The sequence below is a fragment of the Mesorhizobium sp. WSM4871 genome (assembly GCF_055811295.1).
On sequence record NZ_JBVVPU010000007.1, the window covers coordinates 20,482 to 36,097 of the forward strand.

Sequence of the window (15,616 nt, forward strand, 5' to 3'; positions counted from 1 at the left end):
CTAGGCGAGCCGCCAGAGCTTGCGGGCATTCGCCGACAAGAGCCTGTCGCGCTCCGCAATGCTGCAGCCCGAAAGCAGCACATGGGTCGCCGCCACCCAGGTCGACAGGCCGCCGCCAAGCGTGCAGACAGGCCAATCGCTGCCCCAGACGACGCGGTCCCAGCCGAATTCACCGATCGTATGTTCGACATAGGGTCGCAGTATCTCGGCCGTCCAGCTGCCGGGATCGGCATAGGCGACGACGCCGGAAATCTTGGCCATGACATTTGGACGTCGCGCGATCTCGCTCATATGCTCGCGCCACGGACGCTCGGCATTGCCCTTGATGTCTGGGACGCCGCAATGGTCGAGGACGAACTGCACATCGGGCGCCAAGTCGGCAAGCGCGATCGCCTTCGGAATCTGATGCGGCAGCACGACGAGGTCGAAGGTCAGGCCGGTGCCGCCGAGCCGCTTGATGTTGTCGCGGAACAGCGCACCTTCCGATAGCTCGTCGGGCACGACATGGAGGACACGGCGGAAACCCTTGACGAAGGGGTTTTCCCGCTGGCGTGCGAGATAGGCCGGAAAATCCTCCTCCTCCGGCCGGCAGGAGGCGATCGCTCCGACCAGCAGGCTGTCGGGCTGCCGTGACAGGCCTTCGACACGGGCGGTCTCCGCCTCGATATCGGCGGGGTCGACATCGACCTCCATATGCAGCACCCGCTCGACGCCGACACGGCGAGCCTCCAAGGCGTATTCCTCGTAGGAAAAATCGCGGTTGAGCGCCGGCACGCCGGCGAGCCAGGGATAGCGCAGCACCGAGCGGTTTATGAGATGCAGATGAGTGTCGATGATCATGGTGGCGTATCCTCTAAAGCTCGCAACACTATCTCGCTGAAAAATTCATTATTCAAATAGGAAATTACGACGATTGAGGTACGTCCGAGCCTGCCAATCGCGACAACCGACGCGCTGCGTCCTGCAGCAACTGGATCGTCAGTGTGATGTCAGGCGCGGCCGCCGCATTGACGAGGGTGATATAGGGAATGGTGAGCGCCGCGATGGCGCGGCCATCCGGTCCCAGCACCGGCGTCGAAAGGTTGTAGACGCCGGCCGTCTGCAGCGAGGCCATCATCTCGTAGCCGCGGTCGCGAACTTGGTCGAGCCTGGCAAAGAACTCGGCCGGCTGCGCCGCCTTGTCTGTGCTGCGGACGTGCTCGGAGATCATCATCTGCCGTTCTTCCTGTGACCGGAAGGCCAGCAGGACATGTCCCGAACCCGTGTCGAACAGGCTGATATGGGAGCCGACCCGGATCGAGATGCCCCAATAGTTCGGGGCCTCCTGCTGAGCGATGACGACAGCGGAACCGCGATCAAAAACAACAAGTTGGTTTGCCTGCTGCGAGGTTTCGGCAAGTTCGCGCATCACCGGCGTCGCGTAGGAAACCAGCCGCCGCACCGGGGCGTGCAATTGCGCCAGGCCGAACAGCTTGAGCGTCAGCGAATAGCGGTCGCCGTCCAGCCGGGTGACGTAGCCGCGACGCACCAGCCGGTCGAGCATGCGATAGAACTCGTTGGGGCTGCGATCGAGTTTCTTGGCGATTTCAGCCTGGGTCAGGCCGCCGTCGACGCCGGCCAGCAATTCCAGGATGTCGAGCCCCTTGTCCAGTGCCGGCGCGCGATAACGCTCGTCTTCGCTGTCGTCCATGGCTCATCCCCCTCAGTGAATTCGATTCTTCATATACGCAGGAACAAGGCGGACGGAAACAAATTTCGCCTTGACGTATCCGTGAATGTTTTGTTTGTATATGAATGTAGCGCTTTTTGTCGTCAGACGAGTTGCGATCGCCGCTGAGGCGCACCAAGGGAGGATACCAATGAACAGACTGCTTTCCGGCGTGTCCGCCGGCGCATTGTTGCTTGCATTCGGTGCAGGCGCGGCCCTTGCCGGCGACCTGCCCGGCAAGTTCGAGGGCGTCACCGTCGACGTGAAGCTGATCGGCGGCCAGCAATATGAAAAGCTCTATGAGCGCATTCCCGAATGGGAAAAGGCGACCGGCGCCAAGGTCAACATCCTGACCAAGAAGAACGGCTTCGACATCGACAAGGAGCTCAAGTCCGACATCGCCTCCGGCAGCACCAACTGGTGCGTCGGCTGGAACCATTCGTCCTTCGCGCCGCAGTATACGAGCCTCTATACCGACCTCAGCAAACTGCTGCCCAAGGAAGAAATCGAAGCCTTCGTGCCTTCGACGATCCAGGCGGCAACCATCGACGGCAAGCTGATGATGCTGCCGCGCGCCCAGTTCGACGTTTCGGCGCTCTACTACCAGAAGAGCCTGTACGAGAACGCCGACAACAAGACCAAGTTCAAGGCGAAATACGGCTATGACCTGGTGCCGCCTGACACGTGGAAGGAAGTCACCGATCAGGCCGAGTTCTTCGCCAACCCGCCCAATTTCTACGGCACGCAGTTCGCCGGCAAGGAAGAGGCCATCAATGGCCGCTTCTACGAGATGGTCGTCGCCGAAGGCGGCGAGTATCTCGACAAGGACGGCAAGCCCGTCTTCAATTCCGAAGCCGGCATCAGGGCGCTCGACTGGTTCGTCAACCTTTACAAGGCAAAGGCCGTGCCGGCGGGAACGACCAACTACCTTTGGGACGATCTCGGCCAGGGCTTTGCCTCCGGCACCGTCGCCATCAATCTCGACTGGCCGGGCTGGGCCGGTTTCTTCAACGATCCGAAGTCGTCGAAGGTCGCCGGCAATGTCGGCGTCAAGGTTGCGCCGAAAGGCTCTTCGGGCAAGCGCACCGGCTGGTCCGGTTTCCACGGCTTCTCGGTGACCGAGAATTGTCCGAACAAGGAGGCCGCGGCCTCGCTCGTGTGGTGGCTGACCAACGAGGACAGCCAGAAGCTCGAAGCCGCCGCGGGCCCACTGCCGACCCGCACAGCGGTCTGGGACTGGGACCTGAAGCAGGCCGAAAACGATCCCTACAAGAAAGAGGTTCTTACCGCCTTCCAGGAAGAAGCCAAGCACGCCTTTGCCGTGCCGCAGACGCCTGAGTGGATCGAGATCTCGAACGCCGTCTATCCCGAATTGCAGGCGGCGATCCTCGGCGACAAGACGTCCAAGCAGGCGTTGGATGAAGCCGCCGCCAAGGCGACGCAGATCCTCGAAGACGCCGGCAAGCTCTAGAAACCGCTACCAACGCCGCCTCCCTCATGACGGTTGAGGGAGGCGATCGCGCCTTACCGGCACTGGGCGATCACGATGGGCTTTCGCCCACCCGGACCTCGACAGCCCAGCGGCGCCCATAATCGATGCAAACCTCAGGGATTCTGATGAAGGGCTTCAAGCCATCCGCGCCATTCCTGCTGCTGCTTCCGGCCATGATCGTGCTGGCGGCGGTTGTCGTGGTGCCGCTGCTGTTGTCGCTCTATTCCAGCTTCACGCCTTTCCGGCTGACGCGGCCCGAGACATTCTTCGTCTTCATCGGCTTCAGGAATTATCTTTCGATCCTGTCCAACGGCGATTTCTGGTGGGCGTTCGGGCGCACCGTTCTGCTGCTGACGATCGCGCTCAATCTCGAGATGCTGCTCGGCCTTGGCCTGGCGATGCTGGTTGAGAAGGCGACGCGCGGTCAGCGCATCCTGCGCACGTTGATGATGTTCCCGATGATGTTCTCGCCGATCCTCGTCGGCTTCCAGTTCAAATTCATGTTCAACGACAATATCGGCCTGGTGAACAATGCCTTGCAGTCGCTCGGCATCACCCAGGACGCCATACCGTGGCTGATCGATGGCCATCTCGCCTTCATCGCCATTTCGATTGCCGAGATCTGGTCGTCGACGGCGATCTTCGCGATTCTGATCCTCGCCGGTCTGCTGGCCATGCCGAAGGAACCGATCGAGGCGGCGCGGGTAGACGGCTGCACGCCGTGGCAGACATTCCGCTATGTGACGTGGCCGTTCGTAATGCCCTTCGCCTACATCGCCATGACCATCCGCTCGCTCGACGTCGCGCGCGCCTATGACATCGTCAAGATCATGACCGACGGCGGACCGGCGGGCCGCACCGAGCTGTTGTGGACGCTGGTGGCGCGCACGGCCTATAGCGACGGGCGCATGGGCATGGCCAACGCCATGGCCTATTTCTCGATCCTGCTGTCGATCGCCTTCACCGTCTATTTCTTCAACAAGCTCGCCGCGGCGCGCACGCAGATCGGTGCTGAGTGGTGATGGACGAGAATTCTTCCGCCCGCCTGAAGCGCCGGCTGTTGGGCGTTGTCTATCGCATCGGCCTGTTCCTGGCGATGCTGACGATCTGCCTGCCGGGTCTGTGGATCGTCATCTCGTCCTTGCGGCCAACCGTGGAGATCATGGCCAAACCGCCGGTCTGGATCCCACAGGAGATTTCGTTCGACGCCTATGTCGCCATGTTCAGCGGCATCGGCAAGGGCGGCATCCCGGTCATTGAATACTTCCGCAACTCGCTGATCATCTCGGTGACTTCGACGGTCATCGCGGTCGCCATCGGCATGGCCGGCGGCTACGCCTTTGCCCGCTATCGTTTTCGCGGCAAATCGAGCGTCTTCCTCGGCCTGATGCTGACACGCACCGTGCCTGGCATCGCTTTGTCGCTGCCGCTGTTCTTTCTCTATGTGCGGCTCGGCATCATCGACACGCATTTCGGGCTGATCCTTGCCTATGTTACGCTCAACGTGCCGTTCACGATCTGGCTGATCGACGGCTTTTTCCGCCAGGTGCCAAAAGATCTGGCGGAGGCCGCGCAGATCGATGGTTGCACGCGCTGGCAGGCCTTCTGGCAGGTCGAGTTTCCGCTTGCAGGGCCCGGCATCGCGTCCGCGGCGATCTTTGCCTTCCTGACCTGCTGGAACGAATTCGCGCTGGCCTCGCAACTGACACGCTCGGTCAGCGCCAAGACGCTGCCGGTCGGCCTGCTTGATTACACCGCCGAATTCACCATCGACTGGCGCGGCATGTGCGCGCTTGCGGTGGTGATGATCATCCCGGCGCTGACCCTCACCTATATCGTCCAGAAGCACCTTGTCGGCGGCCTGACCTCCGGCGCGGTGAAAGGCTGACCCAATGGCAACCGTTTCCCTCACCAAGCTGACCAAGCGCTACGGCAATATCGAGATCGTGCACGGCATCGACCTCGACATCGCCGATCGCGAATTCATCGCGCTGGTCGGTCCCTCCGGCTGCGGCAAGTCGACAACGCTGCGCATGATCGCCGGGCTCGAGGAGATCAGCGATGGCTCTATCGAGATCGGCGGACGCGTCGTCAACGACCTGCCGCCGCGCTCGCGCAACATCTCGATGGTCTTCCAGTCCTATGCGCTCTATCCGCATATGACGGTGCGCGAGAATCTCGGCTTCTCCCTCAAGATCGCCGGCGCCGCCAGGGAGGACATGGAGCGCCGCGTCGCCGAGGCGTCGGCCATCCTCGGTCTCGACACGTTGCTCGACCGCCGGCCCTCGCAATTGTCCGGCGGCCAGCGCCAGCGCGTCGCCATGGGCCGCGCCATCGTGCGCGATCCGGATGTGTTCCTGTTCGACGAGCCGCTTTCCAATCTTGACGCCAAGCTGCGCACGCAGATGCGCACCGAGATCAAGAAACTGCATGCCAAGGTGCAGTCGACGGTGATCTACGTCACGCATGACCAAGTCGAGGCGATGACGCTGGCCGACCGCATCGTCATCATGCGCGACGGCCATATCGAGCAGGTCGGCACGCCCGACGAGGTCTTCCGGCGGCCGGCGACGCGCTTCGTCGCCGGCTTCATCGGCTCACCGCCGATGAACCTGCATGAGGCCACGATCGATGACGGCCAGATGGTCTTCGCCAGTGGCGAGAAATTGCCGCTGCCCGGCCAGTTCAAGGCCAATGTCGCAACCGGCGACAGAGTGGTGTTCGGGTTGCGGCCGGACGACATTTATCCGACTGGCCACGGCATCAGCTCCGGCAGCGCCGCCGACGTCCATCAGATCGAATTGCCGATAACGGTCACCGAACCGCTCGGCAACGAGACGCTGGTATTCGTCGAGTTCAACGGCAGCGACTGGGTTTCGCGCATGCTGAACCCCAGACCACTGAAGCCGGGCGAGCGGGTCGCCATGAGCCTCGACATGTCGCAGGCGCATCTGTTTGCCGCCGAGACCGGAAAGACATTGCGGAGCTGAAGGCATGGCCAGAATCGAGAAGGTCGAACTGCGGATGGTGGACCTTGTGCCCAAGGTCAAGCGCACCGACGCGATCCAGAGTTTCGTCAGCCAGGAAACGCCAATCGTTACGATCATCGATTCCGACGGCGCGGTCGGTACCGGTTACAGCTACACGATCGGCACGGGCGGCTCTTCGGTGATGCGGCTGCTCTCGGACCATCTGGCGCCACGCCTGATCGGTCGCGACCCCGACATGATCGAGGCGATCTGGCACGATCTCGAATTTGCCACGCATGCCACCACGATCGGTGCGATCACCGCCATAGCGATCGCGGCGATCGATACCGCACTTTGGGATCTGCGGGCGAAGAAACAGAGGCTGCCGCTGTGGAAGCTGGCCGGCGGCGCCAAGGACCGCTGCCCGCTCTACACAACCGAAGGCGGCTGGCTGCACATCGAGACTCAGGCGTTGGTCGACGATGCGCTGGCCGCCAAGGCCAAGGGGTTTCGCGGCTCGAAGGTGAAGATCGGCAAGCCGCACGGGGCGGAGGATCTGGCGCGCCTGTCGGCCGTGCGCAAGGCGGTTGGCGACGGCTACGAGATCATGACCGACGCCAATCAGGGCTTTTCGGTCGATGAGGCAATCCGGCGCGCGGCCAGGCTGCGCGAGCTCGACCTCGCCTGGATCGAGGAGCCGCTGCCAGCCGACGACATCGACGGGCATGTGCGACTGTCGAACTCGACGCCGACGCCGATCGCCATTGGCGAGTCGCTCTACTCCATCAGGCATTTCCGCGAGTATATGCAGAAGGGCGCCTGCTCGATCGTGCAGGTCGATGTCGGCCGCATCGGCGGCATCACGCCCTGGCTCAAGATCGCCCATGCGGCGGAGGCCTTCGACATCCCGGTCTGCCCGCATTTTCTGATGGAACTGCATGTCAGCCTGACCTGCGCTGTTCAGAACGGCAGATATGTCGAGTACATTCCGCAACTCGACCAGTTGACCGGCAAGCATATGCGCATCGAGGATGGCCAGGCGCTGGCGCCTGATGAGCCGGGCATCGGCATCGACTGGGACTGGGACGCGGTGAAGGCCATGAGCATCGCCGAGTTCACCACGGCGATCACCAGATAGGGAGACGGGCATGCAGCGGATGGGGATGGTGCTGGGGCTGAAGCCGGAAAAGGTCGAGGAGTATGTCCGCCTTCACGCCGCCGTCTGGCCGGATGTGCTGACCATGATTTCGGCCTGCAACATCAAGAACTACTCGATCTACCTGAAGCGGCCGGAGAACCTGCTGTTCAGCTATTTCGAGTACCATGGCGCCGACTATGCGGCCGACATGGCCAAAATGGCGGCCGACCCGAAAACCCAGGAATGGTGGGCGGTCTGTATGCCATGCCAGGAGCCACTCGCGACCCGCAAGGAAGGCGAATGGTGGGCTGACATGGACGAGGTCTTCCATCATGACTGAAGGCGGTTTCGACCCTGCCTCGCTCGTCCAGGCCTGGCCCAAACCCTCGGCGCCCCGTCCGATCGTCACCTTCGGCGCGGGATCGATCGTCGGCGACGCGCATTTCCCGGCCTATAGGAAGGCCAGCTTCCCGGTCGCCGGCCTCTACGATCCGGACCAGGCCAAGGCGCGGACCCTGGCCGAGAAATGGGGCGTGACCGTGTTCCGCTCGATTGAGGAAGCGGCCGCCGTCGAGGATGCGATCTTCGACCTCGCCACGCCGCCCGGGCGGCACGCCGAGATCCTGAAGGCTCTACCCGATGGCGCGGTCGCATTGATCCAGAAACCGATGGGCAACTACCTCGGCGAGGCAACAGAAATCCTCGAAATCTGCCGCGCCAAGAACCTCAAGGCGGCCGTGAACTTCCAGTTGCGCTTCGCGCCAATGATGCTGGCGCTCAAGGATGCCATCGCCAAGGGCTGGCTCGGCGAGATCGTCGACTTCGATGCCTGGCTGGCGCTGGCGACACCATGGGAGCTCTGGGAGTTCCTGCTCAAGGCGCCGCGCGTCGAGATCGCCATGCATTCGATCCATTATCTCGACCTGATCCGGCAATTGCTTGGCGATCCCAGAGGTGTGCACGCCAAGGCGCTTGGCCACCCCACTCATGCGGTGGCGCAGACACGCACCAGCGCCATTCTCGACTATGGCGACACCGTGCGTTGCGCGCTGTCGATCAATCACGACCACAAGTTCGGCCGCCAGCACCAGGCCTGCGAGTTCCGCATCTGCGGCACCGAAGGCGCTGCCTATCTCAAGCTCGGCCTCAATCTCGACTATCCGCGCGGCGAGCCGGATGTGCTGGAGATCCATCCGAAAGGCGGGACGGACTGGGTCGCCGTGCCATTGGCCGGCGAGTGGTTCCCCGATGCCTTCGTCGGCCGCATGGCCAATGTCCAGCGCTTTGCGGCCGGCGAGGACGCAACGCTGATCAGCCCGGTCGAGGATGCCTGGAGCACGATGGCGCTGGTCGAGGCGGCCTATCAGTCGAGCGCGGCGCCGGCGACGCCGATCGCGGAGAGGCCCTGATGGAACAGATCCAGTATTTCGAGGACTATGAGATCGGTTCATCGCGCCTGACCAGCGGCCGCACCATCACCGAGACGGACTTCGTCGTCCATGCCGGCCACACCGGCGATTTCTTCCCGCACCACATGGACGCCGAGTTCATGAAGACGACGCCGTTCGGCCAGCGCATCGCCCACGGCACGCTGGTGTTCTCGGTCGGCGTCGGGCTGACGGCTAGCGTCGTCAACCCGGTCGCCTTTTCCTATGGCTACGACCGGCTGCGCTTCATCAAGCCGGTGTTCATCGGCGACACGATCCGCACGCGCACCACTATTGCCGCCAAGGAAGACGATCCCAAGCGGCCAGGGTCAGGACGGGTGATCGAGCGCTGCGAGGTGATCAACCAGCATGGCGACGTCGTCCTGGCGGCCGACCATATCTATGTCGTCGAACGTCGCGACAAGTCGAAGCGGGCTTGAATGCGCTGCTCCATGCACGCTTCCATCTGGAATTGACCAGCCTTCGTCAGAATTGGTCCTGAGCTATTCGAAAGAATAGGTGAAACCTCCTTCGGAGGCTCCAACCGTCACCTTCGTCATCTTTTCGCCCTCGAGCGACCGGTTCAGCACCCCCCGGCTCAATTCCGGCAGAAGCGTGTTTGTCAAAATAGCGTCAATCATTCGCCCGCCGGATTCGATCTCGGTGCAGCGGGCCTTGACGAGATCCATGACACCGTCACCGATCACCAGTTCGGCATCGTTGGTTGCCCGCAGCCGGCGGGCGATCTTGGCAAACTGATGGCGGGTGATCGCTTCGATCATCATGTCCGAAAGCGGGTAGTAGGGGATGGTTACCACCCGGCCAAGGAAGGCTGCGGGGAACACCTTCAACAATGGAGGGCGCAATGCTGTGTCCAGATCGTCGAGCCCTGCCCGTACCGTGCCGTCCCTGGTCCGGTCCATGATGACTTCGGAACCGACATTGGAAGTGAGCAGGATCAGCGTGTTCTTGAAATCGATCCGGCGGCCTTCGCTGTCGTCCATCATCCCCTTGTCAAAAACCTGGAAGAAGATTTCGTGCACGTCCGGATGCGCCTTCTCGACCTCGTCGAGCAGGATCACCGAATAGGGCTTGCGCCGCACAGCCTCGGTCAGGATCCCGCCCTTGCCGTAGCCGACATAGCCGGGTGGCGCGCCCTTCAGGGTGGAGACCGTATGCGCCTCCTGGAACTCGGACATATTGATCGAGATGAGGTTCTGTTCGCCGCCATAGAGCGTTTCGGCCAAGGCCAGCGCGGTTTCGGTCTTACCCACGCCGGAGGGACCACAAAGCAGAAAAACCCCCACCGGTTTTTCCGGCGCACCGAGCCCGGCCCGGCTGGTCTGGACGCGCCTGGCGATCATCTCCATGGCATGATCCTGACCGACCACGCGTTCGGACAGAGTGGTGGCCAGCCGCAGCGCCTTTTCGGTCTGGCTCGACAGCATCCTGCCAGTGGGGATGCCAGTCCAGTCCTGAACCACAGCCGCCACCGCATTGCGGTCGACCGACGGCAGGATCAGGGGCGTCTCGCCCTGCGCCTCGGCCAGTTCGGCCATCAGTTCGCGCAGCCGTGCAAGATCAGCGGCCGGATCGGTCGGAGGAGGACCGGTGGTCGCTGTTGCCTTAGCCTCGGTCCCGGGCGTTTCCGTCTCAGAGACTTCGGTCTCGGTTGCATCCGGGCCTGCTGTTCCGGCGGCAGCCTCCTCTGTCGCCACTTCATCGAGCGGCACTCCCTCGCCGCGCAGCCTGGCGCGCAGTTCGAGGATCTCGGCAACCAGCGCCTTTTCCCGCTCCCAACGTGCTTGCGCGGCGGCAAGGGTACCTTCGGTTTCGGCAAGCCCCGCTTCGACCCGGGCCTGCCGGTCGGTCACCTCGATGCCGATCGCGGCCTCGCGGCCGATGATGCCGCGCTCGACCTCCAGCGCCTGCCGGCGGCGCAGGATATCCTCGACCTCGGCAGGGGTGGCATGCTGCGAAATGGCGACACGGGCGCAGGCGGTGTCGAGAAGGCTCACCGCCTTGTCCGGCAATTGCCGCGCCGGGATGTAGCGATGCGACAGGCCGACCGCCGCCTCGATCGCCTCATCGAGCATCTGCACCTTGTGGTGCTGCTCCAGGACCCCGGCCACGCCGCGCAGCATCAGAACGGCGACCGCCTCCGACGGCTCGTCGATCTTGACCACCTGGAAGCGGCGCGTCAGCGCCGGGTCTTTCTCGATGTGCTGCTTGTATTCAGCCCAGGTCGTTGCCGCGATGGTGCGAAGTTCGCCGCGCGCCAGCGCCGGTTTCAGCAGGTTGGCCGCATCGCCGGTTCCGGCAGCGCCACCGGCGCCGATCAAGGTATGGGCTTCGTCGATGAACAGGATGACCGGAGTCTCGGAGGATTGAACCTCATCGATGACCGCCTTCAGCCGCTTTTCGAACTCGCCCTTTACGCTTGCACCCGCCTGCATCAATCCGACGTCGAGCATGCGCACGCTCACCCCTTGCAGGGTGGGCGGCACGTCGCCCTCGGCGATGCGCAAGGCAAAGCCCTCCACGACCGCGGTTTTGCCGACGCCGGCCTCACCGGTCAGGATCGGGTTGTTTTGCCGGCGTCGCATCAGGATGTCGACAATCTGCCTGATCTCCGGATCACGGCCGACGACTGGGTCGATCTTGCCGTCGCGGGCGCGCTGGGTCAGGTCGGTGGCGTATTTCGCCAGCGCCGAGTCGCCGCCCGGGCCCCGTTTCATCGGCGTTTCAGTGGCAGGAGCGGCCGCGGCGGCGCCGGCTTCGAGTGAGCCGTCGACCACGTCAGCGAACCGAGCGACAACCCCGTCGGCGTCGATCTTGTCGAATTCGCCGCTGATCTTCGACAGCAAGCCTTCCAGCACCGGCGTCTTCAGGCAAGCGAGGAGAATATAGGCGCTGCGGACCTCCTCGACATTGAACTCCAGCCCCGCCAGGTTCCAGCCTTCCTGGATGGCGTGAAAGATATGGTCGGAAAATTCCTCGATCGAAGTCGCGCCATAGGGCAGCTTGTCGACGGCGCGGGTCATGTCGGCGGTAAGCCGGCTTGCATCCACTCCCGCATCGGCAAGTATCATTTGTACATCCGAGCGATCGGAAAGCACCAGTTGTTCGATGAAGTGGACGAGTTCGACATAGGGATTGCCGCGCAGTTTGGCGGCGTCAGCCGCAGCCTTGAAGGCCCGCAAACAGACAGGATTGAGCTTGCCGACCAGTTCCTTGCGCTTGAAACTCTGCGATGACCGGCGCTGTTCCATCGAACTTGCTCCTGAAATCTGCCAGCCAACAACCTGCCACATTAGTGGCGACTTGACAAAGCGCATGATGGACAGGCCCGCTCGGCCGCCGGCCCGGCCGGCTACCGTTTCGCGGATAGTTCCGCATTCCGGTCGCAGACAACCACGGAATTGCCGGCGTCTATGCGAAGAATTTCACATACAGGCCTCGTCGATCACGCCACTGATCCCGGCGCTCAAGATCGAGGTTGCGGGCTTCTGTTAACTTTTAAGCAGCAACTAAATTGTGGTAAAGTGACGCAGTGTGATACCGTAGCGTCACGCGTGGCTTCAGGGCTGCCCGCTGGGGGTTTGTGTGATTGATCTCGCACTCTGGCTTGCTCCTCTCGACGGTGAAAATCCGTCCGGGAAGGATTTGCGCAACGATCCCGCTTTCCACGAGCTGGAGCGCCTGACGGAACAGCAGAAAAAGGTCGAGTTTCAAGGAAGCAAGAACACAGAAGTTGACGTTCCGATCGACTGGCCCGCCGTGCTCGCCAAGGCTGAGGAGTTGCGCCAACACGGCAGGGACCTGCGCCTCCTCGTCATCGTCACGCGTGCTCTGGCCAACGAGTATCGGCTGGCCGGGCTGGCTGACGGCCTGACCCTCATAGCGCAGACCTTCGATCAGCATTGGGCGACCATGCATCCGGCCCTGCGGTCCGGTGCTACCCTGCGCGACGCCGCCCTGCGCCGCATCAATGCGCTGACGGACCTCCAGAACGGCCAGGATGGCCTGCTCAAGGATCTGCGGAAACTGACGTTTTTTGCGCCGCGTGCAATCGGCCCGATCCTCGGCGAGGACCTGGAAAAGGGTGCGCTCGACGAGCGCGTCGTGCTTCAGGAAGCGTCCTCGGGACTGAACGCAACCGAAAAAGCGGCTCTGGCGAGCGCGCACAGCCAGTTGGTGAACCGGGTGCGCAGCGCATGCGCCGCACAAATCGACCAGGCCGGCGCGGAGATGACCTCGATCGTCACCGATGCACGCGCCGCGATCGCGGCCCTTGAGGCGGTGGAGACCGCCCTCAATGCCCGTATCGAGGGCAGCGGCGCCCCCGTTCCGGAATTAAAACGATTTCTGCAGCGTTTGCTGACCACCCTCGAACGAAACTCGGCCGCCGGCGCCACCGCGAATGGCGCCGCAAAGCCGCTTTCCGCGGCTGCAGAACCGGCAACGCCTGCTCGAAACGGTCATGGAGCCGATACGATGGCAAGTATGGCAAGCTACGCGGAGTCCGGCAGCAGCGGCCTGCCCGACCGGATCTCGTCCCGCGACGACGTCGTCAAATGCCTCGACCTTGTTGTCGCCTTCTACGACCGCACTGAACCGTCGAGCCCGATCCCGCATCTGGCACGGCGCGTACGCCGGATGGTTCACATGGATTTTGTTGAACTGATGGAAGATCTCGCCCCTTCGGGGCTGAAGGAATTCCGGCTCCTGGCCGGCGTTCCCGATGCCAAGAAGGCCGCTCAGAAGGATGAAAGGTAGCAACACATGCCAGCCGAAAGCAAAGCGAAGGTCATCGAACGAAATCGCGCGCCGCGGGTGCAGATCGCCTACGACGTTGAAACCTACGGCAGCCCGACGACAATCGAATTGCCGTTCGTCATGGGGGTGATGGCCGATCTTTCCGGTGCCTCGCAAACCAAGGAAGCGTCGAAATCGGTACTCGACCGCGCTTTCGTCGAGACCGACGCGAACCGCTTCCCCAAGTTCATGGAAGCGCTCGGGCCGCGGGTGAAGGCGCGGGTGAAGAACACGCTGCCGCAGGCCGAAGGCCAGGAGCGCGACGAGGAACTGGCGCTTGACCTCACCTTCACCAAGATGGGCGATTTCGCCCCCGACAAGATCGCGGAGCAGGTTCCGCAACTGGCCGAGATCCTCAAAATGCGTCGTCAACTCGAGGAACTGCTCGGCTTCATGGATGGCCGTGTCGACGCCGAAAAGCGCATCGCGCAACTTCTGAACAACGAGCCGCTTCTCGGCAAGATCGCCAACCAGGCATTATCCGACGACGACAAGGCTGGGGAGTAAGTCATGGCCGAACAGCAAAAAACCGCAGCCGTCACCGCTGAGGCGGAAGCAATAGACCTCGGAGAATTCAGCGGGCTGCTGGAGAAGGATTTCAAGGTCAAGAAGGACGACAGCGAGAAGTTGCAGCAACTCGTGCGCAACCTTGCACTGGCCGCGCAATCCCGTTCCGACACCACGACTATCTCGTCCAATGCGATCAAGTCGATCAAGTCGCTGATCGCAGGCATCGACAAGATGCTGACGACGCAGGTCAACGAGATCCTGCACGCGCCGGAAGTGCGCGAGATGGAGGGCACGTGGCGCGGCCTCTGGTATCTCATCAACAACACCGAGACGGATCAGAAGCTGAAGATCCGGGTCATGAACATTTCCAAGGAACAGCTCGCCGACACGCTTGAAGACTATGAAGGCCAGATGTGGGATCAAAGCCCGATCTTCAAGAAAGTCTATACGGACGAGTATTCGATGCTTGGCGGCGAGCCGATCGGCTGCCTGGTCGGCGCCTACGAATTCTCGAACCATCCGCGCGACGTCGGCCTGTTGCGCAACATGTCCGGCATCTGCGCCTCGGCGCATACGCCGTTCATCGCTGCCGCCTCGCCACGACTGTTCCGGATGGACAGCTGGCAGGAACTGCCGAACCCGCAGGACCTGCAGATGATCGTCTCCAATCCAGCCTATGCTTCGTGGCAATCGCTGCGCGAGAGCGAGGACGCGCGCTATATCGGCCTGACCATGCCACGGGTGCTGGCGCGACTGCCGTATGGCACGGATACCGTTCCGGTGAAGGGCTTCACCTTCGAGGAAGAGGTGCAGGCCGACCACAACAAATACGTCTGGATGAACGCCGCATTCCCGATGGGCGTCAACATAAACCGCAGTCACAAACTCTATGGCTGGGGCACGCAGATTCGCGGCGTCGAGAACGGCGGCACGGTGATAAACCTGCCTGTGCACAGCTTCCCGACCGACGACGGATCGATCGCGATGAAGTGCCCGACGGAAGTCGCCATCGACGACCGGCGCGAGGCGGAACTGGCCAAGCTCGGCCTGATGCCGATCCTGCACCGCAAAAACACCGATCTCGCTGCTTTCATCGGCGCGCATTCGTTGCAGGACGACGAGACGCGCGCCGGGCGGCTGGTCGATCCCGACGCCCAGTCGAATGAACGGCTGAGCGCCAACCTGCCCTATCTTTTCCCGGTCTCGCGCTTCGCGCATTACCTCAAGGCAATCGCGCGCGACAAGATAGGGTCGTTCAAGGAGCGCTCGGACATGCAGATCTGGCTGACCGAGTGGATCAACCGCTACGTGCTGGCCAACCCGGCCTTCGCCGACGACAAGGCGCGCGCCAAGCGCCCGCTTGCCGCCGCGGAGGTCCAGGTGGACAGCGTCGAGGGGCGGCCGGGCTATTACAATGCCCGCTTCTATCTACGCCCGCACTACCAGTTGGAGGGCATCAACGCCTCGCTCCGGCTGGTGTCGGAACTACCGTCCGTGAAGACTTGATTTGCAGCAACATCATCTTGTTTTGATTGAAAGCGGTGGAGAAAGACA

General features: G+C 62.5%; 14 protein-coding genes. 11 read left to right on the top strand and 3 right to left on the bottom strand.

From position 1 onward, the window contains the following. Together AC0L2H_RS15710 and AC0L2H_RS15715 are read right to left on the bottom strand one after the other, a co-directional pair. Positions 1–840 (bottom strand): amidohydrolase family protein, encoded by an 840-nt coding sequence (locus AC0L2H_RS15710; protein ID WP_473591086.1) that lies wholly within the window; start codon positions 838–840, stop codon positions 1–3. 64 nt (positions 841–904) lie between these two features. Next, the gene (locus AC0L2H_RS15715) at positions 905–1,690 is read right to left on the bottom strand and encodes an IclR family transcriptional regulator (protein ID WP_473591087.1); all 786 of its coding nucleotides are present in this window, start codon (positions 1,688–1,690) and stop codon (positions 905–907) included. A gap of 169 nt (positions 1,691–1,859) precedes the next feature. Between AC0L2H_RS15715 and AC0L2H_RS15720 the strand changes: the two genes are divergently transcribed. The 8 genes from AC0L2H_RS15720 to AC0L2H_RS15755 all read left to right on the top strand — a co-directional run bounded on the left by AC0L2H_RS15720 (position 1,860) and on the right by AC0L2H_RS15755 (position 9,174). Next, positions 1,860–3,179 (top strand): ABC transporter substrate-binding protein, encoded by a 1,320-nt coding sequence (locus tag AC0L2H_RS15720; protein WP_473591088.1) that lies wholly within the window; start codon positions 1,860–1,862, stop codon positions 3,177–3,179. Positions 3,180–3,325: 146 nt separating this feature from the next. Continuing rightward, positions 3,326–4,222 (top strand): carbohydrate ABC transporter permease, encoded by an 897-nt coding sequence (locus tag AC0L2H_RS15725; protein WP_473591089.1) that lies wholly within the window; start codon positions 3,326–3,328, stop codon positions 4,220–4,222. Further along, positions 4,222–5,088: a carbohydrate ABC transporter permease gene (locus AC0L2H_RS15730; RefSeq protein WP_473591090.1), complete on the top strand. Its 867-nt coding sequence runs from the start codon at positions 4,222–4,224 to the stop codon at positions 5,086–5,088. The genes AC0L2H_RS15725 and AC0L2H_RS15730 overlap by 1 nt, the downstream gene beginning before the upstream one ends. A 4-nt stretch (positions 5,089–5,092) precedes the next feature. Next, positions 5,093–6,190: an ABC transporter ATP-binding protein gene (locus AC0L2H_RS15735; protein ID WP_473591091.1), complete on the top strand. Its 1,098-nt coding sequence runs from the start codon at positions 5,093–5,095 to the stop codon at positions 6,188–6,190. 4 nt (positions 6,191–6,194) lie between these two features. Next, a complete protein-coding gene (locus AC0L2H_RS15740) occupies positions 6,195–7,307 on the top strand; it encodes a mandelate racemase/muconate lactonizing enzyme family protein (RefSeq protein ID WP_473591092.1) in 1,113 nt (370 codons plus the stop codon). 10 nt (positions 7,308–7,317) lie between these two features. After that, positions 7,318–7,647 carry an L-rhamnose mutarotase gene (locus tag AC0L2H_RS15745; RefSeq protein WP_473591093.1) on the top strand — a complete coding sequence of 110 codons (330 nt, stop codon included), beginning with the start codon at positions 7,318–7,320 and terminating at the stop codon, positions 7,645–7,647. Continuing rightward, positions 7,640–8,716 (top strand): Gfo/Idh/MocA family protein, encoded by a 1,077-nt coding sequence (locus AC0L2H_RS15750; protein WP_473591094.1) that lies wholly within the window; start codon positions 7,640–7,642, stop codon positions 8,714–8,716. Before AC0L2H_RS15745 ends, AC0L2H_RS15750 begins: the two co-directional genes overlap by 8 nt. Next, positions 8,713–9,174: a MaoC/PaaZ C-terminal domain-containing protein gene (locus AC0L2H_RS15755; protein WP_473591284.1), complete on the top strand. Its 462-nt coding sequence runs from the start codon at positions 8,713–8,715 to the stop codon at positions 9,172–9,174. Before AC0L2H_RS15750 ends, AC0L2H_RS15755 begins: the two co-directional genes overlap by 4 nt. A gap of 63 nt (positions 9,175–9,237) precedes the next feature. Here the strand turns inward: AC0L2H_RS15755 and tssH are convergent, their stop codons facing one another. Then, the gene (gene tssH / locus AC0L2H_RS15760; RefSeq protein WP_473591095.1) at positions 9,238–12,006 is read right to left on the bottom strand and encodes a type VI secretion system ATPase TssH; all 2,769 of its coding nucleotides are present in this window, start codon (positions 12,004–12,006) and stop codon (positions 9,238–9,240) included. A 334-nt stretch (positions 12,007–12,340) separates the two neighbouring features. Between tssH and tssA the strand changes: the two genes are divergently transcribed. From tssA to tssC, 3 genes are read left to right on the top strand one after another with little or no spacing between them, the layout of a single operon-like run. Next, positions 12,341–13,513, top strand: coding sequence for a type VI secretion system protein TssA (gene tssA / locus AC0L2H_RS15765; protein ID WP_473591096.1), 1,173 nt, complete (start codon positions 12,341–12,343; stop codon positions 13,511–13,513). 6 nt (positions 13,514–13,519) lie between these two features. Continuing rightward, on the top strand, positions 13,520–14,059 hold the full coding sequence (gene tssB, locus AC0L2H_RS15770; RefSeq protein WP_097574984.1) for a type VI secretion system contractile sheath small subunit: 540 nt from the start codon (positions 13,520–13,522) through the stop codon (positions 14,057–14,059). A gap of 3 nt (positions 14,060–14,062) precedes the next feature. After that, complete coding sequence (tssC, locus tag AC0L2H_RS15775) at positions 14,063–15,568, top strand: type VI secretion system contractile sheath large subunit (RefSeq protein WP_097574983.1); 1,506 nt, start codon at positions 14,063–14,065, stop codon at positions 15,566–15,568. Positions 15,569–15,616 lie beyond the last annotated feature (48 nt).

Excerpts from the sequence above, each read along its gene's own strand:
- AC0L2H_RS15740 (WP_473591092.1), top strand. The coding sequence starts at position 6,195 with ATGGCCAGAATCGAGAAGGTCGAACTGCGGATGGTGGACCTTGTGCCC.
- tssC (WP_097574983.1), top strand. The coding sequence starts at position 14,063 with ATGGCCGAACAGCAAAAAACCGCAGCCGTCACCGCTGAGGCGGAAGCA.
- AC0L2H_RS15745 (WP_473591093.1), top strand. The coding sequence starts at position 7,318 with ATGCAGCGGATGGGGATGGTGCTGGGGCTGAAGCCGGAAAAGGTCGAG.
- AC0L2H_RS15720 (WP_473591088.1), top strand. The coding sequence starts at position 1,860 with ATGAACAGACTGCTTTCCGGCGTGTCCGCCGGCGCATTGTTGCTTGCA.
- AC0L2H_RS15715 (WP_473591087.1), bottom strand. The coding sequence starts at position 1,690 with ATGGACGACAGCGAAGACGAGCGTTATCGCGCGCCGGCACTGGACAAG.
- tssB (WP_097574984.1), top strand. The coding sequence starts at position 13,520 with ATGCCAGCCGAAAGCAAAGCGAAGGTCATCGAACGAAATCGCGCGCCG.
- AC0L2H_RS15750 (WP_473591094.1), top strand. The coding sequence starts at position 7,640 with ATGACTGAAGGCGGTTTCGACCCTGCCTCGCTCGTCCAGGCCTGGCCC.
- tssH (WP_473591095.1), bottom strand. The coding sequence starts at position 12,006 with ATGGAACAGCGCCGGTCATCGCAGAGTTTCAAGCGCAAGGAACTGGTC.
- AC0L2H_RS15735 (WP_473591091.1), top strand. The coding sequence starts at position 5,093 with ATGGCAACCGTTTCCCTCACCAAGCTGACCAAGCGCTACGGCAATATC.
- AC0L2H_RS15725 (WP_473591089.1), top strand. The coding sequence starts at position 3,326 with ATGAAGGGCTTCAAGCCATCCGCGCCATTCCTGCTGCTGCTTCCGGCC.
- AC0L2H_RS15730 (WP_473591090.1), top strand. The coding sequence starts at position 4,222 with ATGGACGAGAATTCTTCCGCCCGCCTGAAGCGCCGGCTGTTGGGCGTT.
- AC0L2H_RS15710 (WP_473591086.1), bottom strand. The coding sequence starts at position 840 with ATGATCATCGACACTCATCTGCATCTCATAAACCGCTCGGTGCTGCGC.